The 17363-nt window shown below is 54.9% G+C and carries 17 protein-coding genes and 1 pseudogene; 11 read left to right on the top strand and 7 right to left on the bottom strand.

Annotated elements, in window-relative coordinates:
• The first annotated feature begins 22 nt into the window (after window positions 1-22).
• A complete protein-coding gene (locus tag Q7C21_RS11575) occupies window positions 23-619 on the top strand; it encodes an HD domain-containing protein (RefSeq protein ID WP_008926412.1) in 597 nt (198 codons plus the stop codon).
• Between the two features lie 38 nt (window positions 620-657).
• Here the strand turns inward: Q7C21_RS11575 and Q7C21_RS11570 are convergent, their stop codons facing one another.
• Window positions 658-954: an HTH-type transcriptional regulator gene (locus tag Q7C21_RS11570; RefSeq protein ID WP_003848045.1), complete on the bottom strand. Its 297-nt coding sequence runs from the start codon at window positions 952-954 to the stop codon at window positions 658-660.
• A 736-nt stretch (window positions 955-1690) separates the two neighbouring features.
• Here Q7C21_RS11570 and Q7C21_RS11565 point away from each other — a divergent pair.
• The 6 genes from Q7C21_RS11565 (at window position 1691) to Q7C21_RS11540 (ending at window position 8919) form a co-directional block, all read left to right on the top strand.
• Complete coding sequence (locus tag Q7C21_RS11565; protein ID WP_003848043.1) at window positions 1691-3289, top strand: gamma-glutamyltransferase family protein; 1599 nt, start codon at window positions 1691-1693, stop codon at window positions 3287-3289.
• A gap of 226 nt (window positions 3290-3515) precedes the next feature.
• On the top strand, window positions 3516-4232 hold the full coding sequence (locus Q7C21_RS11560) for a DUF3053 domain-containing protein (protein WP_008926411.1): 717 nt from the start codon (window positions 3516-3518) through the stop codon (window positions 4230-4232).
• Window positions 4233-4664: 432 nt separating this feature from the next.
• Entirely contained in the window at window positions 4665-6599 is a 1935-nt protein-coding gene (locus tag Q7C21_RS11555; RefSeq protein WP_003848039.1) for a PTS mannitol transporter subunit IICBA, read from the top strand.
• A gap of 95 nt (window positions 6600-6694) precedes the next feature.
• On the top strand, window positions 6695-7843 hold the full coding sequence (gene mtlD / locus Q7C21_RS11550) for a mannitol-1-phosphate 5-dehydrogenase (RefSeq protein WP_140916058.1): 1149 nt from the start codon (window positions 6695-6697) through the stop codon (window positions 7841-7843).
• Window positions 7844-7907: 64 nt separating this feature from the next.
• Window positions 7908-8453, top strand: a complete 546-nt coding sequence (gene mtlR / locus Q7C21_RS11545) for a mannitol operon repressor MtlR (protein ID WP_181162247.1) — start codon at window positions 7908-7910, stop codon at window positions 8451-8453.
• 103 nt (window positions 8454-8556) lie between these two features.
• Window positions 8557-8919, top strand: coding sequence for a YibL family ribosome-associated protein (locus tag Q7C21_RS11540; protein WP_003848030.1), 363 nt, complete (start codon window positions 8557-8559; stop codon window positions 8917-8919).
• A gap of 9 nt (window positions 8920-8928) precedes the next feature.
• Here Q7C21_RS11540 and Q7C21_RS11535 read toward each other — a convergent pair whose 3' ends face one another.
• The 3 genes from Q7C21_RS11535 to Q7C21_RS11525 form a co-directional block, all read right to left on the bottom strand.
• A complete protein-coding gene (locus tag Q7C21_RS11535; protein WP_003848028.1) occupies window positions 8929-9897 on the bottom strand; it encodes a VirK/YbjX family protein in 969 nt (322 codons plus the stop codon).
• Between the two features lie 201 nt (window positions 9898-10098).
• A complete protein-coding gene (sodA, locus tag Q7C21_RS11530) occupies window positions 10099-10716 on the bottom strand; it encodes a superoxide dismutase [Mn] (protein WP_008926407.1) in 618 nt (205 codons plus the stop codon).
• Window positions 10717-10998: 282 nt separating this feature from the next.
• On the bottom strand, window positions 10999-12339 hold the full coding sequence (locus tag Q7C21_RS11525; protein WP_003849706.1) for an aspartate aminotransferase family protein: 1341 nt from the start codon (window positions 12337-12339) through the stop codon (window positions 10999-11001).
• A 207-nt stretch (window positions 12340-12546) separates the two neighbouring features.
• Between Q7C21_RS11525 and Q7C21_RS11520 the strand changes: the two genes are divergently transcribed.
• The gene (locus Q7C21_RS11520) at window positions 12547-13323 is read left to right on the top strand and encodes a DeoR/GlpR family DNA-binding transcription regulator (protein WP_003849703.1); all 777 of its coding nucleotides are present in this window, start codon (window positions 12547-12549) and stop codon (window positions 13321-13323) included.
• Here the strand turns inward: Q7C21_RS11520 and fdhD are convergent.
• Window positions 13320-14144 (bottom strand): formate dehydrogenase accessory sulfurtransferase FdhD, encoded by an 825-nt coding sequence (fdhD, locus tag Q7C21_RS11515; RefSeq protein WP_039658642.1) that lies wholly within the window; start codon window positions 14142-14144, stop codon window positions 13320-13322. The genes Q7C21_RS11520 and fdhD overlap by 4 nt on opposite strands.
• Window positions 14145-14430: 286 nt before the next feature.
• Here fdhD and Q7C21_RS11510 point away from each other — a divergent pair.
• The 3 genes and pseudogenes from Q7C21_RS11510 to Q7C21_RS11500 all read left to right on the top strand — a co-directional run.
• Window positions 14431-14808 (top strand): annotated as a pseudogene (locus tag Q7C21_RS11510) (formate dehydrogenase cytochrome b556 subunit); the annotation flags it as partial.
• Window positions 14808-15731: a formate dehydrogenase accessory protein FdhE gene (fdhE, locus tag Q7C21_RS11505; protein ID WP_003849696.1), complete on the top strand. Its 924-nt coding sequence runs from the start codon at window positions 14808-14810 to the stop codon at window positions 15729-15731. The pseudogene Q7C21_RS11510 and the gene fdhE, both read left to right, overlap by 1 nt.
• Window positions 15732-15752: 21 nt before the next feature.
• Window positions 15753-16364 (top strand): glutathione S-transferase, encoded by a 612-nt coding sequence (locus Q7C21_RS11500; protein WP_003849694.1) that lies wholly within the window; start codon window positions 15753-15755, stop codon window positions 16362-16364.
• A 136-nt stretch (window positions 16365-16500) separates the two neighbouring features.
• Here the strand turns inward: Q7C21_RS11500 and Q7C21_RS11495 are convergent, their stop codons facing one another.
• The gene (locus Q7C21_RS11495) at window positions 16501-16800 is read right to left on the bottom strand and encodes a type II toxin-antitoxin system RelE/ParE family toxin (protein WP_003849691.1); all 300 of its coding nucleotides are present in this window, start codon (window positions 16798-16800) and stop codon (window positions 16501-16503) included.
• Window positions 16797-17081 (bottom strand): damage-inducible protein J, encoded by a 285-nt coding sequence (locus tag Q7C21_RS11490; RefSeq protein WP_033743358.1) that lies wholly within the window; start codon window positions 17079-17081, stop codon window positions 16797-16799. Before Q7C21_RS11490 ends, Q7C21_RS11495 begins: the two co-directional genes overlap by 4 nt.
• Window positions 17082-17363 lie beyond the last annotated feature (282 nt).

Genomic DNA, 17363 nt, shown 5'->3' with positions numbered 1-17363 from the left:
ACTTTTAGTCAGGGGTAAAAGCATGCTGGATTCACTGGAAGAACAGGCGCGTCGATTCGCCACCGAGGCACATGCCAGTGCCGGTCAGCGCCGCAAATATACCGATGAGCCTTATATTGTTCATCCGGCCGCGGTGGTGGAACTGGTGCGCAGCGTCAGCCATGACGAGGCATTGTTAGCGGCAGCCTGGCTGCACGATACCGTAGAAGATACCTCCACGACCCAGAGCGATATCGAAGCCCACTTTGGCGCGCGCGTGGCCAGCCTGGTGGAGATGCTGACCGATAGCGCACCGGCTACGGCGAAAAATCGGGCGGCCCGGAAGCTTGCGCACTTTCGCCATACGGCCAGCGCCAGTCCTGAGGCCCAGACTATCAAGCTGGCGGACATCATCGACAATACCCGCGCGATTGTACGTTTTGATCCTGACTTTGCGCGGGTCTACCTGGTGGAAAAGCAGATACAGATTGCGTTGCTGAAGCAGGGCGATGCACAGTTGTGGCAGCAGGCTTCGACGATCATAGAAAGCGGGCTTGCCCGGTTGCGGGAGCCGCCCTACAGCGTGCCGGAGAGCTGGTTTGTCAAACAGGCCGCTAAATACAGCATAAAACACGCATAAAAAAACCCGCCAGCGGCGGGTGTTTTCATGATGCCTGATTATTCAAGCAACTGGCGTCCCAGATAGGGATTGGCCTGTAATAACTTCATCAGTTTCTGCGCCGTCGCGGATGGACGGGTACGCCGGGCTTCCCAGCTTTTCACGGAAGATACGCTCACGCCCATCACTTTAGCAAACTCATCAACCTGCATGCCGGTCATTTCGCGCAGACGCTGTGGCTCTGGCTGGGCGGGTTGCTGACGCTGAATAAGTAACTCGGCGGCGCGATCATCACGTGTCAAAACAATCTGCTCAAGGCTGCTGAGCAATTCAAACATCGGGTCTTTTAATTCCATAGAGAACTCCTTAAAAACTCACTATGAAGCACGTGAAAGTAGAGAGGTACGAGCCTGAAGTCAGGACTCTGAAACCGGGCCTGTTCAGGCTGGATCCCGCAAGGGTTTGTTTTTGTTATGAGAAAAACCATTACGGGACACAGCCTGCGGTGCACTGCTTATAAAGGTGTCAGAACAATGCAACAAATGCCGGGAGACTAAGTATGGATAGAGACCTGACTATTTGCCGCGCAATTTATAATTATTTTTTTAACTAACGTGTGCCGAAAACGCTCCAGCGCTTCTAACCTACTGAGGCGGTTGATTTTTGCGCCTGCACAGCGGGCAAAAAAATCAAATGGTGTTTGCTATTTATGTGGATGCCATCAAGCTTTTGGCGGGCACATTCTCATTTCTGTGAGGCATTACACCTCTTCAGGTAGTGATTGCAAAATATACGCCAATGGTTTACTTCATGAACACTTATATTCACAGTTCTGATTAATTTAAGAATAGTCCTGGTTTGCCGCTGAGCCCTGGCGCGCGGCGGCTCACAGCGACGTGCGGAGAAATATTTTATTCTGAACGCCGCCATATCGTCAGCGAAATCAACAGTCACTCTAACGAAACGGCAGATGCCTCATGCCGGTGCAGTCAGCCGTCCTTAATCGCGCTGATGCGCGCTAAAAGTGCAGCCTTGTGATTGCGCACTCATGACGGGTAAAAAGAGACCTGCCACCTGAAAGGATGAAGAGCGATGCGAGAAACAGATTTTGACGTCGGATACCCTTCTCATCGCGTACCGATGATGGGACGCAATGCCGTGGCGACCTCACAACCGCTGGCGGCGCAGGCGGGCTTACGGATGCTGCAGCAGGGCGGAAATGCTGTAGATGCCGCTGTCGCTACCGCCATCGCCTTAACTGTGCTGGAGCCAACCGGAAACGGCATCGGCAGCGATGCGTTTGCCATTGTCTGGGACGGCAGCGAGCTGCATGGATTAAACGCCTCAGGCCGTTCGCCCGCCGCGTGGCATCCTGAGCGCTTCGCCGGTTTGAGTGCAATGCCAGAAACCGGCTGGGAGTCCGTTACCGTCCCGGGTGCCGTCTCGGCGTGGGTCACGCTGGCGCAGCGCTTCGGGACCCTACCGCTGACCACACTGGCGCAACCCGCAATTGACTATGCGCGCAACGGTTTTCCGGTATCACCGCTGATTGGTCAGCTGTGGCAGCGAGGCTATGACAAGCTGCGGGATCAGCCTGGCTTCATCGACTGCTTTGCGCCGCAGGGCCGTCCACCCCGTGCGGGCGAGTTATTCCGCAATCCGGCTCAGGCCCGGACCCTGCAGACGATCGCTGAGACACAGGGTGAAAGTTTTTATCGCGGTGCACTGGCGCAGAAGATGACAGCCTTTGCCCGTGAACATGGCGCGGCGCTGACGCTGGACGATTTGAAAAACCATCGCGCCGACTGGGTTACCCTGCTGTCACATCCGTTTGCCGGGGGATCGGTGCAGGAGTTGCCGCCTAACGGTCAGGGCATTGCGACATTGATTGCGCTCGGCATTCTGGAAGCGTGGGAGATCAACCGTTATGCGCCTGATTCGCCGCAGTGGCTGCATCTCTCCATTGAGGCGATGAAACTGGCACTGGTTGATCTGGAGCGTTATGTCACCGATGAAGATCATCTCGAGTTCCCGGCAGCATTACTGCTGAGTAAAGAGTATATCCGCCAGCGGGCAGCGTTGATTGATCCTGACAAAGCGGGAGATTTCCGCTTTGGATCACCGCAGCAGAGCGGCACGGTGTATGTTGCGACGGCTGATGCCAGCGGTATGATGGTCTCATTCATTCAGTCTAACTACATGGGCTTTGGCTCCGGCGTGGTGGTGCCCGACACCGGCATCAGCCTGCAGAACCGTGGGGCGGGCTTTTCACTCGATCCAGACCATCCTAACGTGGTGGCAGGCGGTAAGCGCCCTTTTCACACCATCATCCCAGCCTTTGCGCTGGATGAGCAGGGTCAGCCGCTGATGGCGTTTGGTGTGATGGGTGGCCCGATGCAGGCGCAGGGTCATGTCCAGCTGGCGCTGCGAATTATGCTGCACCGCCAGAATCCGCAGGCTGCGATTGATGCGCCGCGCTGGCGGGTGGTACAGGGACGCGAGGTGGTGTTTGAATCGACACTCGATCGCAATACCCTGAGCACGCTGCGCCGCATGGGGCACAATGTGGTACTGGAAGATCCCCTGAGCAATTACAACTTTGGTGGCGCGCAGGCGATAGTGCGCGATCCGCAGGGTTTCTATATTGCAGCCAGCGAGAGTCGCAAAGATGGTCAGGCGGTGGTGTTTTAAGGCTGCAGCCGTGATCGCCATACCGCTAAACTGACGTTCAGGTTAACGCATGATGGCAGGAAACGTATCGCGCTCTGACGTGCGGGCGATCCCGTTGTATCACCGGCGTTTAAGAAAGCCTCTGCTTCACAGGCGGTTTCACATTGTGCCGTGACGGCGGTTTGTTCTATTCTTTAGGCCATTCCCACCTGGACATCAGACAGTACTACCGACAGGAGTTGACCCAATGGCTTCAGGACTTACACGCCTTATGGCACGCGGCGGCATTATGCTCGCTGGCGCGCTCATCGTGCTGCAACTCACCGCATGCGGTGACAAAGAAGGCGAGCAGCGTAAAGCATTTATTGATTTCCTCCAGAATACCGTGATGCGCAGTGGCGAGCATCTCCCTAGTCTCAGCGAAAACCAGAAGCAAAGCTTTGGCAACTTCGCCAGCGATTACGCCATCATGTACGGCTTTTCGCAGCAGGCGAACAAAGCCGTTGAACAGGGGATGCGTCCGGTGGTGGATGAACTGTCTGCCATTCGCGTTCCGCAGGATTATCTCAGCCGTCGTGATTCCCTGCGTCAGGCCACGAGCGCACTGGTCATTGTTACCCAGCAGATTGAGAGCGCAAAAATGCAGGCGGACAGCAGCAAAGCGGCCCTAAAGCAGACGGATGATCTGAAAAAAGTCTACGACACCGCCTATAACAAAGTGGTGACGGTACCCGCCAATCAGCTGATTCCGCTGCTGCCTAAACTTCAGGCGCTGAGCCAGGCTGCCGTGCAGACCGGCGAATTCCTGCAAACTCAGGGTACCCGCGTCAGCTTCAATGATGGCGGCGTGCAGTTCCCGACGCAGGATCAGGCTTCACAATACAACGCGATAATGAGCACGTTATCCGCGAATGCACAGGCGCTTCCTCAGGCACAAGCGGCCGTTCAGGGTGGCCTGCAGTAAATCTGCTTTATGGGCAGGCGTAGGTCGCCTGCCCGTCTCCACGCCTTTTCTAATCTCATCCGATAGCCTGTCGAATAAAGTGTGATCTGGCGCATTTTCGACCAAAAATAGTTTGTGATCTGAGTCACATTTATATAACAAACCCCCGCCCTTTTAGTGTGATCAAACTCACAGATAATCAGCTATCACGCGTAAAAACCAGGCAAAACAACACGTAACCGTTATAAAAATGTGATCAATGTCACGCTAATCACCCCTGCCACCACCCTTAATCAGTGATGTAGATCACACTTTTCCCACGTGCTACGCAGTGCCAAATTCGCGTGATAGAGTCCGCGTGCATACAGTAATACCACCGGCTGCGAGTCGGGGTGGCTAAACAAAAACAAACGCGCTCTCCTATTGCAGCGCGTCTCAATAAGGGGTGGGTTTATGTCCTCATCAGTGAAGGTCAAAGTACAGAGCTTTGGTCGCTTTCTGAGTAATATGGTGATGCCAAACATCGGGGCGTTCATCGCCTGGGGTATCATCACCGCGCTGTTTATTCCAACTGGCTGGATCCCGAACGAAACGCTGGCCAAACTGGTTGGCCCAATGATCACCTACCTGCTGCCACTGCTGATCGGTTTTACCGGTGGGCGTCTGGTGGGCGGCGATCGTGGCGGTGTGGTCGGTGCAATTACGACAATGGGTGTGATTGTCGGTGCGGATATGCCGATGTTCCTCGGTGCAATGATTGCCGGTCCACTGGGCGGCTGGGCAATTAAGTCGTTTGACCGGGCGATTGACGGCAAAATCAAAAGCGGCTTCGAGATGCTGGTTAACAACTTCTCGGCCGGTATTATCGGGATGATTCTGGCACTGCTGGCGTTCCTGGCGATTGGTCCGCTGGTAGAAGGTCTGTCACACATTCTCGCCGCAGGCGTGAATCTGATGGTGCAGAACAACCTGCTGCCGCTGACCTCAATCTTCGTGGAACCGGCAAAAATCCTGTTCCTGAACAACGCCATCAACCACGGGATCTTCTCACCGCTGGGTATCCAGCAAGCCAGTGAGGCGGGCAAGTCGATCTTCTTCCTGATCGAAGCCAACCCGGGTCCGGGTATGGGCGTGCTGATGGCCTACATGTTCTTTGGTCGTGGTAGTGCTAAACAGTCTGCAGGCGGTGCGGCAATTATCCACTTCCTTGGCGGCATCCATGAGATCTACTTCCCGTATGTGCTGATGGCGCCTCGCCTGCTGCTGGCGGTCATCCTGGGAGGCATGACGGGTGTCTTCACACTGACCGTGCTGAACGGTGGCCTGGTCTCGCCTGCTTCACCGGGTTCAATCCTGGCGGTGCTGGCGATGACACCAAAGGGTGCCTACTTTGCGAACATCGCTGCCATTGCTGCCGCTTTCGCCGTCTCCTTCGTAGTTTCCGCTATCCTGCTGAAAACCAGCAAGGTTAAAGAAGATGACGATATCGAAGCCGCGACTCAGCGCATGCATGAGATGAAAGCGCAGTCGAAAGGCCAGAGCGTGGCGGGTGCACCCGTCGCCAGCGATGCGATGAGCGTCGAGCTGCATCACGTGCGCAAAATTATCGTCGCCTGTGATGCCGGTATGGGCTCAAGCGCCATGGGTGCAGGTGTTCTGCGTAAGAAAGTGCAGGATGCAGGTCTGAGCAATGTGTCGGTGACGAATACCGCGATCAATGCCCTGCCAGGCGATGTCGATCTGGTGATTACCCATCGTGATCTGACAGAGCGTGCTATTCGCCAGGCTCCGCATGCGCAGCACATCTCGCTGAATAACTTCCTCGACAGTGCGCTCTACAGCACGCTGACCGAACGTCTGGTTGCCGCTAATCGCAGCGACGTGCATCGTCAAACGGTCACCACTGCGCTCTCTGACAGTTACGATGAAGGCAACGCACACCTGTTTAAACTGGGTGCAGATAACGTCTTCCTCGGCCTGACCGCCAGCAACAAAGAACAGGCGATTCGTTTTGCTGGTGAACAGCTGGTGAAAGGCGGTTATGTAGAGCCAGAATATGTTGACGCGATGCTGGCGCGTGAAAAACTGACGCCGACCTACCTCGGTGAGTCGATTGCGGTGCCGCACGGGACCGTTGAAGCGAAAGATCGCGTGCTGAAAACTGGCGTGGTGTTCTGTCAGTATCCGGCAGGCGTCCTGTTTGGCGAAGAGCCAGACGACGTCGCGCGCCTGGTGATTGGTATTGCTGCCCGTAATAACGAGCACATTCAGGTGATTACCAGCCTGACCAATGCGCTGGATGATGACAGCGTGATTGAGAAGCTGGCGAACACCACCCGCGTGCAGGAAGTGCTGGATCTGCTGTCAGGCAAGCCTGCCGTCGCGTAATTCAGAGCAATTCTTTCCCTGGGGCGGTCATGCCCGTCCCGATTTCCTGGGGCGGGTTTGCCCGCCCCATCGTCATTTGATATGGGTCAAAAATTATGAAAGCGTTACATTTCGGAGCAGGAAACATTGGTCGCGGCTTTATCGGCAAATTACTGGCTGATGCAGGTATCGAACTGGTTTTTGCTGATGTGAATCAGACGGTGCTGGATGCACTGAACGCGCGTCATGAGTATCCCGTTCATGTGGTTGGCGAACAGGCCAAAGTGGAAACCGTTAAAGGCGTCAGTGCCGTAAACAGCACCAGCGATGAGATCATCACCCTGGTCTCTGACGTCGATCTTGTTACCACCGCCGTGGGTCCGCAGATTCTGGAGCGTATTGCCGCCAGTGTGGCAAAAGGTCTGGCAAAACGCAGCGACAACGGTAACACCCGTCCATTAAATATCATCGCCTGTGAGAATATGGTGCGCGGCACCAGCCAGCTAAAACAGCATGTGCTGAAGGCGCTGCCGGCGCAGTATCACGCCTGGCTGGAAGAGCATGTCGGCTTTGTGGATTCCGCTGTCGATCGCATCGTGCCCCCTTCTGAAGCAGGCAGCACCGATCCACTGGAAGTGACCGTTGAAACCTTTAGCGAATGGATCGTCGATCAAACCCAGTTTAAAGGTGACCTGCCAGCCATTCCTGGCATGGAACTGACCGACAATCTGATGGCCTTTGTTGAGCGTAAACTCTTCACCCTGAACACCGGTCACGCCATTACCGCCTACCTCGGCCAGCTGGCGGGTCACCAGACCATTCGTGACGCCATCCTTGATGAAAAAATCCGGGCCGTAGTGAAAGGCGCAATGGAAGAGAGTGGCGCGGTACTGATTAAACGTTACGGTTTTGACGCGGAAAAACATGCGGCCTATATCCAGAAAATACTGGGTCGTTTTGAAAATCCTTATCTGAAAGATGATGTTGAGCGCGTAGGCCGTCAGCCGCTGCGTAAACTCAGCGCGGGCGATCGCCTGATTAAGCCCACGCTGGGCACAATGGAGTATGGTTTACCGCACGCCAGCCTGGTGCAGGGTATTGCTGCTGCCATGCACTATCACAGCGATCAGGACCCGCAGGCACAGGAACTGGCCGCGCTGCTGGCAGAAAAAGGCCCGCAGGCTACGCTGGCTGAGATTTCAGGACTGGATGCCGACAGCGAAGTGGTGGCTTCTGTGGTGAGCGCCTGGCACGCTATGGCATAATGCGCACGTGTTAGTGACGCAAGCCGGGCGCAGTTCGCCTGCGCCCAACGGCGGTATTGAACCCATGCAGGCAATAATGGAAGAGAAGCAGGCTTTTGAGAACCGGGTGCTTGAGCGCCTGAACGCCGGTCGTTCGGTGAGAAGCTTTCTGATCGCCGCCGTTGAGCTATTGGCTGAAGCCGTCAATCTGCTGGTGCTGCAGGTGTTCCGCAAAGATGACTATGCGGTTAAATATGCCGTAGAACCGCTGCTGCTGGGTAATGGCCCTTTGGGCGAACTCTCGGTTCGCCTGAAGCTGATTTACGGACTTGGCGTCATCAGCCGGCACGAATATGAAGATGGTGAACTGCTGCTGGCGCTGCGCGAAGAGCTGAATCACGACCACGGCGATTATCGTTTTACTGACGACGAGATTCTCGGCCCGTTTGGGGAACTGCACTGTGTCACGGCCTGGCCACCCGCGCCGGTGTTTAATACTGAAGATCCCGAGCTGCGCAGTATGCAGCAGCAGCGCTATCTGCAGATGGTGCGCTCCACCATGGTCCTGTCACTCACCGAGCTGATCGCGCGCATCAGTATGAAGCAGGCGTTTAAAAAGTCCGGTAGCTGATCCTGTCAGGCGCCATCACGGCGCCTTTTTCGTCTTAACCTGAACGGGAATATGCGCCAGATTTGGTGTATCCTTGCCCTGTTTTCCTCAACGAGTTGTTGTCATGAAAGAGCAAGAAAAGAACGAAATCAAACTTCTCAGCGATAAGCTGGACGCATTGAACCGCAAAGAACCGCAGCTACTTGAATCGGGTGATGTCGAGAAACTGGGCGCGTTGCTGAAAGAGAAAGAAGCGCTGGTCATTGAGATTGAGCGCCTGCGCGGTCAGCGGGTTGAAAAACTCAGTGCCGAAGCGCAGAAGCTGCAGAAAATGGGCTTCAGCCGCGAAATTACCAAGAAAGAGCAGGCAAATCTGGGCGCGCTGAAAAAAAGCGTGCGCGGCCTGGTGGTGGTGCATCCAATGACCGCGCTGGGACGTGAGATGGGTCTGACAGCGATGACCGGCTTCGCTAAAACCGCATTCTGACGGAGTCGATCAGGCAGCTGCCTGATCGACATCGGCTTTGCGTTCGCCAGCGGCGGCGTACACCTGCTCCGCCAGCGCATCCAGCAGTTCATAGCGACGGCGATACTCTGCCCGCTTCTTACTGGCGATCTCCTCCAGTGTCTTGCGCGGCAGGCTCAGCGGCAGAGTAAACATCCCATCTTTGCGCGCTTCACCGCTCAGCGACAGCCAGAATTCACTGTAGCTGGCAAAGAACTTATCCCCTTTGCTATGGCGATAACGCAGACTGCGGAAGACATGTGTCTCATCACCTACCGCCAGAATATTTTCCACACCGCACTGCTTCGCAACAATAAATACCGCTTCCATTAACAGACGCTTTGGAAAGAGACCGTGAGCCGCTTTGGTCGCCTCGCGGATCATCTCATTATTGATATGTTTCCGCGGCCCCTGTAGTCCACCAATTAACAGGGTGCGCTGGCTATTTTCGTTGAGAATAGAAAATGAGAGCGACGCAATAATTTCGTCGTTATAACGCAATACCAGTGTCACTTCCCCTTCCCGGTCGAAATAACCAGAGCTGCACGAGAGGATAAAGTTTTCGCCATTTTTACCGGTCAGTGTGGCCAGTGGATTATCCGTAGCGCTTTGCAACAGCTGGCGCAGCATAGGATTTTCCAGATTATTCATCAGGCTGTAATGATCAAGTATCGCCTGCGCACGTGCTGCAATGCTCAGTCCTGAACGCAGATAGGGCCGGTGCAGCTTAGCGGGCAACAATCCCTGCGTGCTCATCAGCAGCGGGAGTTGCGGTAAATGCGACAACGCGTGCAGATAATGCAGCGTCGTCAGTGGCGATATTAAGGTTCTTAACACAAATTTCAGGCGGAAACGTTTACTTTTCCAGAGTTTATCCGGAACATATTTCCCGCTAATTAACTGAAAAAAAAGAGAAGCAGAGGATTCGGTCGTATTTTCCTGAGTAGTTATAATTGACATAGTCAGCGACACACAATGAGTTAAACAAGAATGTCACTGAAAATAACATAGTCAATATCAACGGCAGGTTAATGCGGAATAACATTAAAACTCATATCTGATGACTTCGGGTCCGAATCTGGAATACACAAAATAGAGATAAAAAAAACCGGCGAAATAAATTTCACCGGTTTATCTTCATTGCGTTTACGCTTTGTTAACTTACTGAGCAGCAGCGAAGCGGGCTGCCGCTTCGTCCCAGTTAACCACGTTCCAGAACGCTTTGATGTAGTCAGGACGCTTGTTCTGATACTTCAGATAGTAAGCGTGTTCCCACACATCCAGACCGATGATCGGGAAGCCAGAAACGCCGGCAACCGCTTCACCCATCAGCGGGTTATCCTGGTTTGCGGTAGAAACCACAGCCAGTTTGTCGCCTTTCTTAACCAGCCATGCCCAGCCAGAACCGAAACGGGTCGCAGCGGCTTTCTCGAACTCTTCCTGGAATTTTTCCACGCTACCGAAATCTTTCTCGATAGCCGCTTTCAGGTCACCCTGCAGCGTGGTACCGGTTTTCAGGCCTTTCCAGAACAGGCTGTGGTTAGCGTGACCGCCTGCGTTGTTACGCAGTGGGCCTTTTTTGTCTGCTGGCAGCTGATCCAGTTTGGTGATCAGCTCTTCTACCGGCAGATTAGCAAATTCAGTACCTTCCAGCGCGGCGTTAGCGTTGTTCACATAGGTCTGGTGGTGTTTGGTGTGATGGATCTCCATCGTCTGCTTGTCGAAATGCGGTTCCAGTGCGTCGTATGCGTAAGGCAGGGATGGCAGTGAATAACTCATGTTCTTCCTCTCCATTTAGTTTGAGCAGCACGACGAATTCGGGACGTGCCGCGTAAGCAGTCGAATCATTATAGTTAAATTCATGTAGCGTAAAAGGGTAATCAATGCCCTATTAACCATAAGGATTTGCGAAAGCCGGCATTAGCAACCCGTTGTTTTTACAGTGTGCTGATGCTGGCTCTGCCTTTTCAGACGTGCCAGGCAGGGAGAGCAGCACGCTGATGCCAGGCTATCAGCCAGCACGCCTCCCGCCTGAACGCCGCGTCGGCCCTGCTCTGCGCGTTACTGACCCAGCTCGCGCAGGGCGCTGTCGAGTGCGCCAACCAGCCAGTCGATATCGCTCTCCTGGAAAGCCAGTGGTGGACGCAGTTTCAGCACATTCCCATACGGACCGGCGACCGAGGTGAGCACACGATGTTCACGAAGCTTCTCAATCAAATCCAGCGCCAGCGTTTTGTCCGGCGTTTTGCTGTGACGATCGGTGACCAGTTCAAAGCCGATAAACAGTCCGGCACCGCGCACATCCCCCACACACTCATAGCGATCCATCAGGGTTCGCAGCTCAGCCAGAAGCTTCGCGCCGACCACGCGGCTGTGTTCCTGTAATCCCTCTTCGGTAATCACGTTCAGCACCGCCTGCGCCGCCGCCATCGCGACCGGATTCCCCCCAAAGGTATTGAAGTAGGGAATCGAATCGCTGAAGGCTGCCAGCACATCACTTTTTGCCAGCAGTCCGGAAACCGGAATGCCATTGCCCATCGGCTTGCCAGTGGTAATCACATCAGGCACCACATCGTGGCGACCAAAGCCCCAGAACGCGTCGCCAGTTCGGCCAAAGCCAGGCTGAACTTCGTCGGCAATAAAAATGCCGCCGTTGGCATGCACCACCTCAATCGCTTTTTTCAGGAAGCCGCGTGGATTGGGCAGAACGCCGTCCGAGGAGAAAATCGAGTCCGCCAGGAAACCGGCAAATTTAATGCCGTGCGCCGCCATGTCATCAATCTGCTGCTGAATCTGGTCTGCGAACCAGTCACCCAGGTCGGGCGCATCCACACGGTAGGCATCTGGCGGCATCACCAGCCGCGTGGTCGGTGCCAGTGGCTGTCCACTGCCCAGTGCCGGAGACGCGCCGGAGGTCAGCTCACTGGTGCCGTGATAGGCCTCTTTACTGACGATAATTCCGGTACCGCCGCTGAACGCGCGCGCCACGCGAATCGCCAGATCGTTGGCTTCCGATCCGGTGCACATGTACATCGCGCGATCGATCGCCGCAGGTGTCGTTGCCAGCAGCGCTTCACTGTAATCCAGAATCTTTTCATGCAGGTAACGCGTGTGGGTGTTCAGCATTTTCATCTGCTGCGTCACCGCCTCAATCACGGCCGGATGGCAATGACCAATGCTCGCCACGTTGTTGTAAACGTCGAGATATTTATCGCCCGCTGCGTCCCACAGATATTGCCCTTCACCCCGCACCAGATGAACCGGTTTTCGATAGAACAGGCGATAGGATTCGCCAAGCACTTTGCTGCGTTTATCGGTCAGTTTGCGTGTGTCACTGTCGAGCGCATCGGCATGTTCAGCACGAAAACTGTTGGTATCCATAATGGTGGAACGCGTGGCCATATTGACTCCCGTTACAAGGATGAAGGAAGAAGAGCGGACTCCTGTATCATGCCTGCCTGAATCTAAAATGCAACAAAATACACAAAAGCAATAAAATACACATGACGCCGTCAAGCCGCCGCGCTAAGCTTGCTCTCTGATCCAGACAGAATCTTTCGCGTCACTGGCGTATCATCCATGCTCTTCGCGCTTTATAAGGATTTCTCTATGCTGCAGGAAACGCGCCTTCATCGCATCCGTGCCTTACTGACCCGGCTAAACCAGGTCAGTACCGAGCGCATTATCAGGGAGCTGGGGGTATCACGCGAAACCGCGCGCCGCGACATCATTGAGATGGAAGCGCTGGGTCTGGCACGCCGCGTCCACGGTGGCCTGGTGGCCATTGAAACCCAGGCTGAACCGCCGCTCACGGAACGTCGCAGCACCCAGACCCGGGAGAAACGCGCAATCGCCCGCGCCGCTGCGCAATTGCTGCAGCCCGGACAGACGCTGTTTCTTGATGCGGGCAGCACCACCACGCTGCTGGCAGAGGAGTTACACGCCCTTTCCGGCCTGACGATAGTGACCAACAGCCTGCAGGCCGCGCTGGCACTGAGCGCTGGAGAAGAAAACCAGCCGTTGAATAATCAGATTATTTTGCTGGGTGGGACGATGTCGGCGGGTGCGCAACAGACGCGCGGCGAAATCACCGTTGGCGAGATTATCCGCTACCGAGCCGATGTCGCGCTGCTGTCGCCCGTGGGTATTGACGCAGAGTGCGGTGGCAGCAGTTTTCACCCGCACGAAGCGGCTATCGCCAGAGCAATGGTGCAGCAATCCGCTGCCTGCTATCTGCTGGCCGATCACACCAAACTCGGCGTGGTCAGCCGCACGGTTTACGCGCCGCCGCAGGCGATCTCCCTGCTGATTACTGACAGTGGCGGCGACAACGGTGCCGCACTTGAGGCGTTGCAGCAGACATTGCCAGCGGTAATGGTGGTTTAACGCAGACGCTGAGGATGGCTGTAGACTGTGGCGCGGCCAGGTTTACTGAATCCAACCAGCGTCAGGTTGCAGCGCTCAGCCACCTCAACCGCCAGGCGGGTCGCCGCCGAGACCGCAAACAGGATCTCCACGCCGCACATGGCAGACTTCTGCACCATTTCATAGCTGGCGCGGCTGGAGACCAGCACCGCGCCCGGTCCCCACGCAGCCTGACTGCGATAACCCAGCAACTTATCCAGTGCCACATGGCGCCCCACATCTTCACAGCCACCCGCCAGTTGACCATCAGGCTGGATCCACGCAGCAGCATGGGTGCAGCCCGTTTTCTGTCCGACCGGCTGATAATCTTTCAGCTGGCCCAGCGCCCGATCCAGGTGGTCCAGCGCGAAGGTCTGGGTAAACGGCAGCGGAGAGAGCGGCTTGCCAATCTGGTCCAGCTGTTCAACACCGCACACGCCGCAGCCGGTCCGGCCTGCCAGCGCGCGACGCTGTTCTTTCAGCGCCATAAAGCGGCGGCTGGACAGCTCAATCTGCACCTCAATACCGTGACAGCCCGGCACAATATCCATGCCGAAAATGTCGCCAGGTGCGTCGATAATGCCCTCTGATAGCGAAAAGCCCAGCGCAAAAGCCTCCAGGTCTTTGGGCGTGGTCATCATCACCACGTGTGATATACCGTTATAGACCAGCGCCACCGGAACTTCGTCTGCCAGCCAGTCATCCTGTGCATCGGTCAGACTGGCGCGCTGCCACACCTGCGTCCTGCTAACGCCGGTTTGAATTGTTAAATCTTCGCCTGAATCAGGCTGGATAGCTTTCAAAAATATAACCTGTTGTTAAGAGATGATCTCATTCGGTGCCCGGTAATGCAGAGCATAGACGCGCTCTGATTCTGCCTTTTAGCCCCCGAGAGCGCAAATAAACAGCGAGGCAATTGATGCGGTTTCTTCAGTGAAAATAACTGTCGCCCTGCCTGCTGGCGGCCCCATGAGAAAAGGTCTTTTTCATGTGTTAACGCCGGGGAAATCTGCAAATCACTGGGGTGTTAATGCGGATGTTTTGGGGAACCCGAAACACATGCCAATCCGTCGCCTTACCCTTTAACGGGCCAGAGAGATTCATCAGATTACAGTGAATAAAGAGGCAGGAGACACCCGTAAAAAGAACTTTGGTCAGAAGAGTCTGTTCTGGACTGCTATCATCAGCTTAGTACTGCCGCCTGCCAGCGGCATTGTGATCCGGGGACCGTACTTTTCAGATGCCTTTGTCATTCCGCTGAGTCGGCTGGCACTGATTGTGCATTCTGTTTCGGCAGTGACGCTGATCATCGTGATTATGGTGCCCGCTTATGCCGCATTATGGGTCAGAGGCACACTGGCCGCGAGGGTAGAAAGCTGAATATGCTCTTAATGAGCCAGACAGCATTATCCTTGTGGATATCGTGAGCGGCGTAATTCGCCAATAAAACAGGAAAAACGCCCCTGATGAGTATTCGTATAATCCCGCAGGATCCGCTGGAGAAAGGCGAAAAAACAACGGAGGAGATGATTCCGCCGTTACTTTTTCCACGGTTGAAAAATTTATACAGCCGTCGTGCCGCGCGACTGCGCGATCTTGCGGCGAAAAATCCACTCGGCGATTATCTGCGCTTTGCGGCGGTGATCGCTGAAGCGCAGGAAATTGTGCTGTATGACCATCCTCTGCATCTCGATCTGCATGCCCGACTGACGCAGAGCGCCAGCGAGGGCAAGCCACCGCTGAACATCCATACTCTGCCGCGCGATCCACACTGGCAACGGCTGCTGCACTCGCTGATTGCTGAGCTGAAGCCGGAGATGAGCGGTCAGGCGCTGGCGGTGCTGGAGAATCTGGAGAAGGCCTCAGCCACAGAGCTGGAGACACTGGCCGGTGCGCTGTTTACCGGCGAGTATGCACAGGTGAGCAACGATAAAGCGCCCTTTATCTGGGCAGCACTCTCGCTCTACTGGGCGCAGATGGCAGCCCTGATACCCGGTAAGGCACACGCTGAAATGGGGAATCAGCGTCAGTTCTGTCCGGTCTGCGCCAGTATGCCGGTCGCCAGCATCGTTCATATGGGCAGTCATGAAAGCGCGCGTTATCTGCACTGCAATCTGTGCGAAAGTGAATGGCATGTCGTGGGCAGCAAATGTACCCAGTGCGAACAGTCCCGTGACCTGCACTACTGGTCGCTCAGCAGCGAGAAAGCAGCCGTGAAGGCGGAAAGCTGTGGCGACTGCGGCACCTATCTGAAGATGCTCTATCAGGAGAACGATCCGGCCATTGAACCGGTGGCCGATGACCTGGCGTCGCTGATACTGGATGCAAAAATGGAGCAGGAAGGCTTCGCGCGCAGCAGTCTCAATCCTTTTATGTTTCCTGGCGAATAGTCACTGAATCCGGAGAACCTGATGAAACTGATTGGCAGCTATACCAGCCCGTTTGTGCGTAAGATTTCGATTATCCTGTTGGAAAAAGGCATCACGTTTGAATTCGTTAATGCATCGCCTTACAGCGATGACAGTCACGTGCCGCACTACAATCCGCTGGGCAAAGTTCCGGCGCTGGTCGCTGACGATAAGCAAATCTGGTTCGACTCCAGCATCATCGCGGAATTTCTGGAACTGCGCGGTGAGGAGCCGGCCCTGCTGCCTGCCGATCCGCTTAAGTCGCTCAACATCCGTCAGCTGGAGAAGCTGGCAGATGGCGTCAGCGATGCTGCGCTGGTGATTGTTCGCGAGCAGATGCGTCCGGGTAATTTGCAGTCCGAAGAGGTCCTGCTGCGTAATCGTGAAAAGATTAAGCGCAGCCTCGACATGCTGGAAGCCGTGGCCGCTGAAGGAAAATGGCTGAACAACGGCCAGCTCAGTCTGGCGGATATCGCCACCGGCTGCATGATCGGCTATCTCAATTTCCGCCGCGTGGTGCCAAACTGGTGTGTCGAACGACCGGCGCTGGTGAAGCTGGCGGAAACGCTGTTTCAGCGCGAGAGCTTTGCGCGGACAACGCCGCCTGCGGCGTGATGTGTGCTGTAGCTGGCAGGTGGCTGGATTCAAAGATGCGGTTTTGGGGCTAATTGTCTAATCCAGCTCTGAAGCGCGCCGTTCTTTCTGAGGACGTCCTTATATCTGACTTTCTGAGACACAAGTAACTGGCTGACTATCTTTGATAGCGGCCTGTTATTTTTCGGGATGTATGCAGTATACGCAGAATACGAACCCCATCTGTTTCAGCCACATAGAGAATGATAAAGGGAAAGCGTGGGACTGCCAGCTTACGCTGTTTTTCTGTGCTGACTTTCGTGCCCGCCAGGGGGTTTTCGCTAAGCAGACTGGCCATACGGATAAACTTAACGTCTGTTGCACTGGCTACCCGTACGCCAGCCTCACGATACAGATAACGAAATATCGTCTCCCTGTCCGCCTGCGCCTGTTTTTCCCATTGAACGGCTGATATCACAATGTTCCCCGCGCGGCCTGCGCTTTCAGCTCTTCCATGCGGGCATTCATTTCATCGTTACTGATGAACTCACTTTCACCGGCATCATAACGACTGAACGCCGCCGTTATTTGCTCTTCCAGCCATGCATCATGTTTACCCTCCTGATATTGCCGCTCTTCAGCAGCCAGCTCTTCCGCTCGCTGACGCATAACCTCAGTCAGCGTCTTCTTCTGGCGCTCGGCTGCCCGCATGGCGAGTCGTTTAACGTCGTCATCGATTCTGAAGTGGATAGTGCTCATGGCCGGACTCTCGTGTGGTGTCATTTGTGTTGTCATCATGCCTGTCATCCCTTTCTCTGTCATCCCCATTCCACTCTTATAGTGATGCCGACAATAGTGATGCCGAAAATCACCACGCTATTATGAATAAGCGGCTGATTGCAGTTGCTGAAAAGAATATTGAGAAGAAGATGTAAACGAAATGGCAAAGTGAAAAACAATTCGTTTGCCAGAGACGCCTCGCAATCTATTACTTAGCGTTCAGCAGACTTACGAAGCAGACGATATATATGTGAACAGAAG

This window comes from Pantoea sp. ANP04, assembly GCF_041982285.1.
GTDB classification, from domain to species: domain Bacteria; phylum Pseudomonadota; class Gammaproteobacteria; order Enterobacterales; family Enterobacteriaceae; genus Pantoea; species Pantoea eucalypti.
The sequence above is the reverse complement of the archived record's forward strand: the minus strand, read 5'-3'. Positions and strand labels throughout refer to the sequence as shown.

Excerpts from the sequence above, each read along its gene's own strand:
- Q7C21_RS11500 (WP_003849694.1), top strand. The coding sequence starts at position 15,753 with ATGAAACTGATTGGCAGCTATACCAGCCCGTTTGTGCGTAAGATTTCG.
- Q7C21_RS11565 (WP_003848043.1), top strand. The coding sequence starts at position 1,691 with ATGCGAGAAACAGATTTTGACGTCGGATACCCTTCTCATCGCGTACCG.
- Q7C21_RS11520 (WP_003849703.1), top strand. The coding sequence starts at position 12,547 with ATGCTGCAGGAAACGCGCCTTCATCGCATCCGTGCCTTACTGACCCGG.
- Q7C21_RS11555 (WP_003848039.1), top strand. The coding sequence starts at position 4,665 with ATGTCCTCATCAGTGAAGGTCAAAGTACAGAGCTTTGGTCGCTTTCTG.
- Q7C21_RS11570 (WP_003848045.1), bottom strand. The coding sequence starts at position 954 with ATGGAATTAAAAGACCCGATGTTTGAATTGCTCAGCAGCCTTGAGCAG.
- Q7C21_RS11540 (WP_003848030.1), top strand. The coding sequence starts at position 8,557 with ATGAAAGAGCAAGAAAAGAACGAAATCAAACTTCTCAGCGATAAGCTG.
- mtlD (WP_140916058.1), top strand. The coding sequence starts at position 6,695 with ATGAAAGCGTTACATTTCGGAGCAGGAAACATTGGTCGCGGCTTTATC.
- Q7C21_RS11490 (WP_033743358.1), bottom strand. The coding sequence starts at position 17,081 with ATGAGCACTATCCACTTCAGAATCGATGACGACGTTAAACGACTCGCC.
- Q7C21_RS11560 (WP_008926411.1), top strand. The coding sequence starts at position 3,516 with ATGGCTTCAGGACTTACACGCCTTATGGCACGCGGCGGCATTATGCTC.
- mtlR (WP_181162247.1), top strand. The coding sequence starts at position 7,908 with ATGCAGGCAATAATGGAAGAGAAGCAGGCTTTTGAGAACCGGGTGCTT.
- fdhE (WP_003849696.1), top strand. The coding sequence starts at position 14,808 with ATGAGTATTCGTATAATCCCGCAGGATCCGCTGGAGAAAGGCGAAAAA.
- Q7C21_RS11535 (WP_003848028.1), bottom strand. The coding sequence starts at position 9,897 with ATGTCAATTATAACTACTCAGGAAAATACGACCGAATCCTCTGCTTCT.
- sodA (WP_008926407.1), bottom strand. The coding sequence starts at position 10,716 with ATGAGTTATTCACTGCCATCCCTGCCTTACGCATACGACGCACTGGAA.
- Q7C21_RS11575 (WP_008926412.1), top strand. The coding sequence starts at position 23 with ATGCTGGATTCACTGGAAGAACAGGCGCGTCGATTCGCCACCGAGGCA.
- Q7C21_RS11525 (WP_003849706.1), bottom strand. The coding sequence starts at position 12,339 with ATGGCCACGCGTTCCACCATTATGGATACCAACAGTTTTCGTGCTGAA.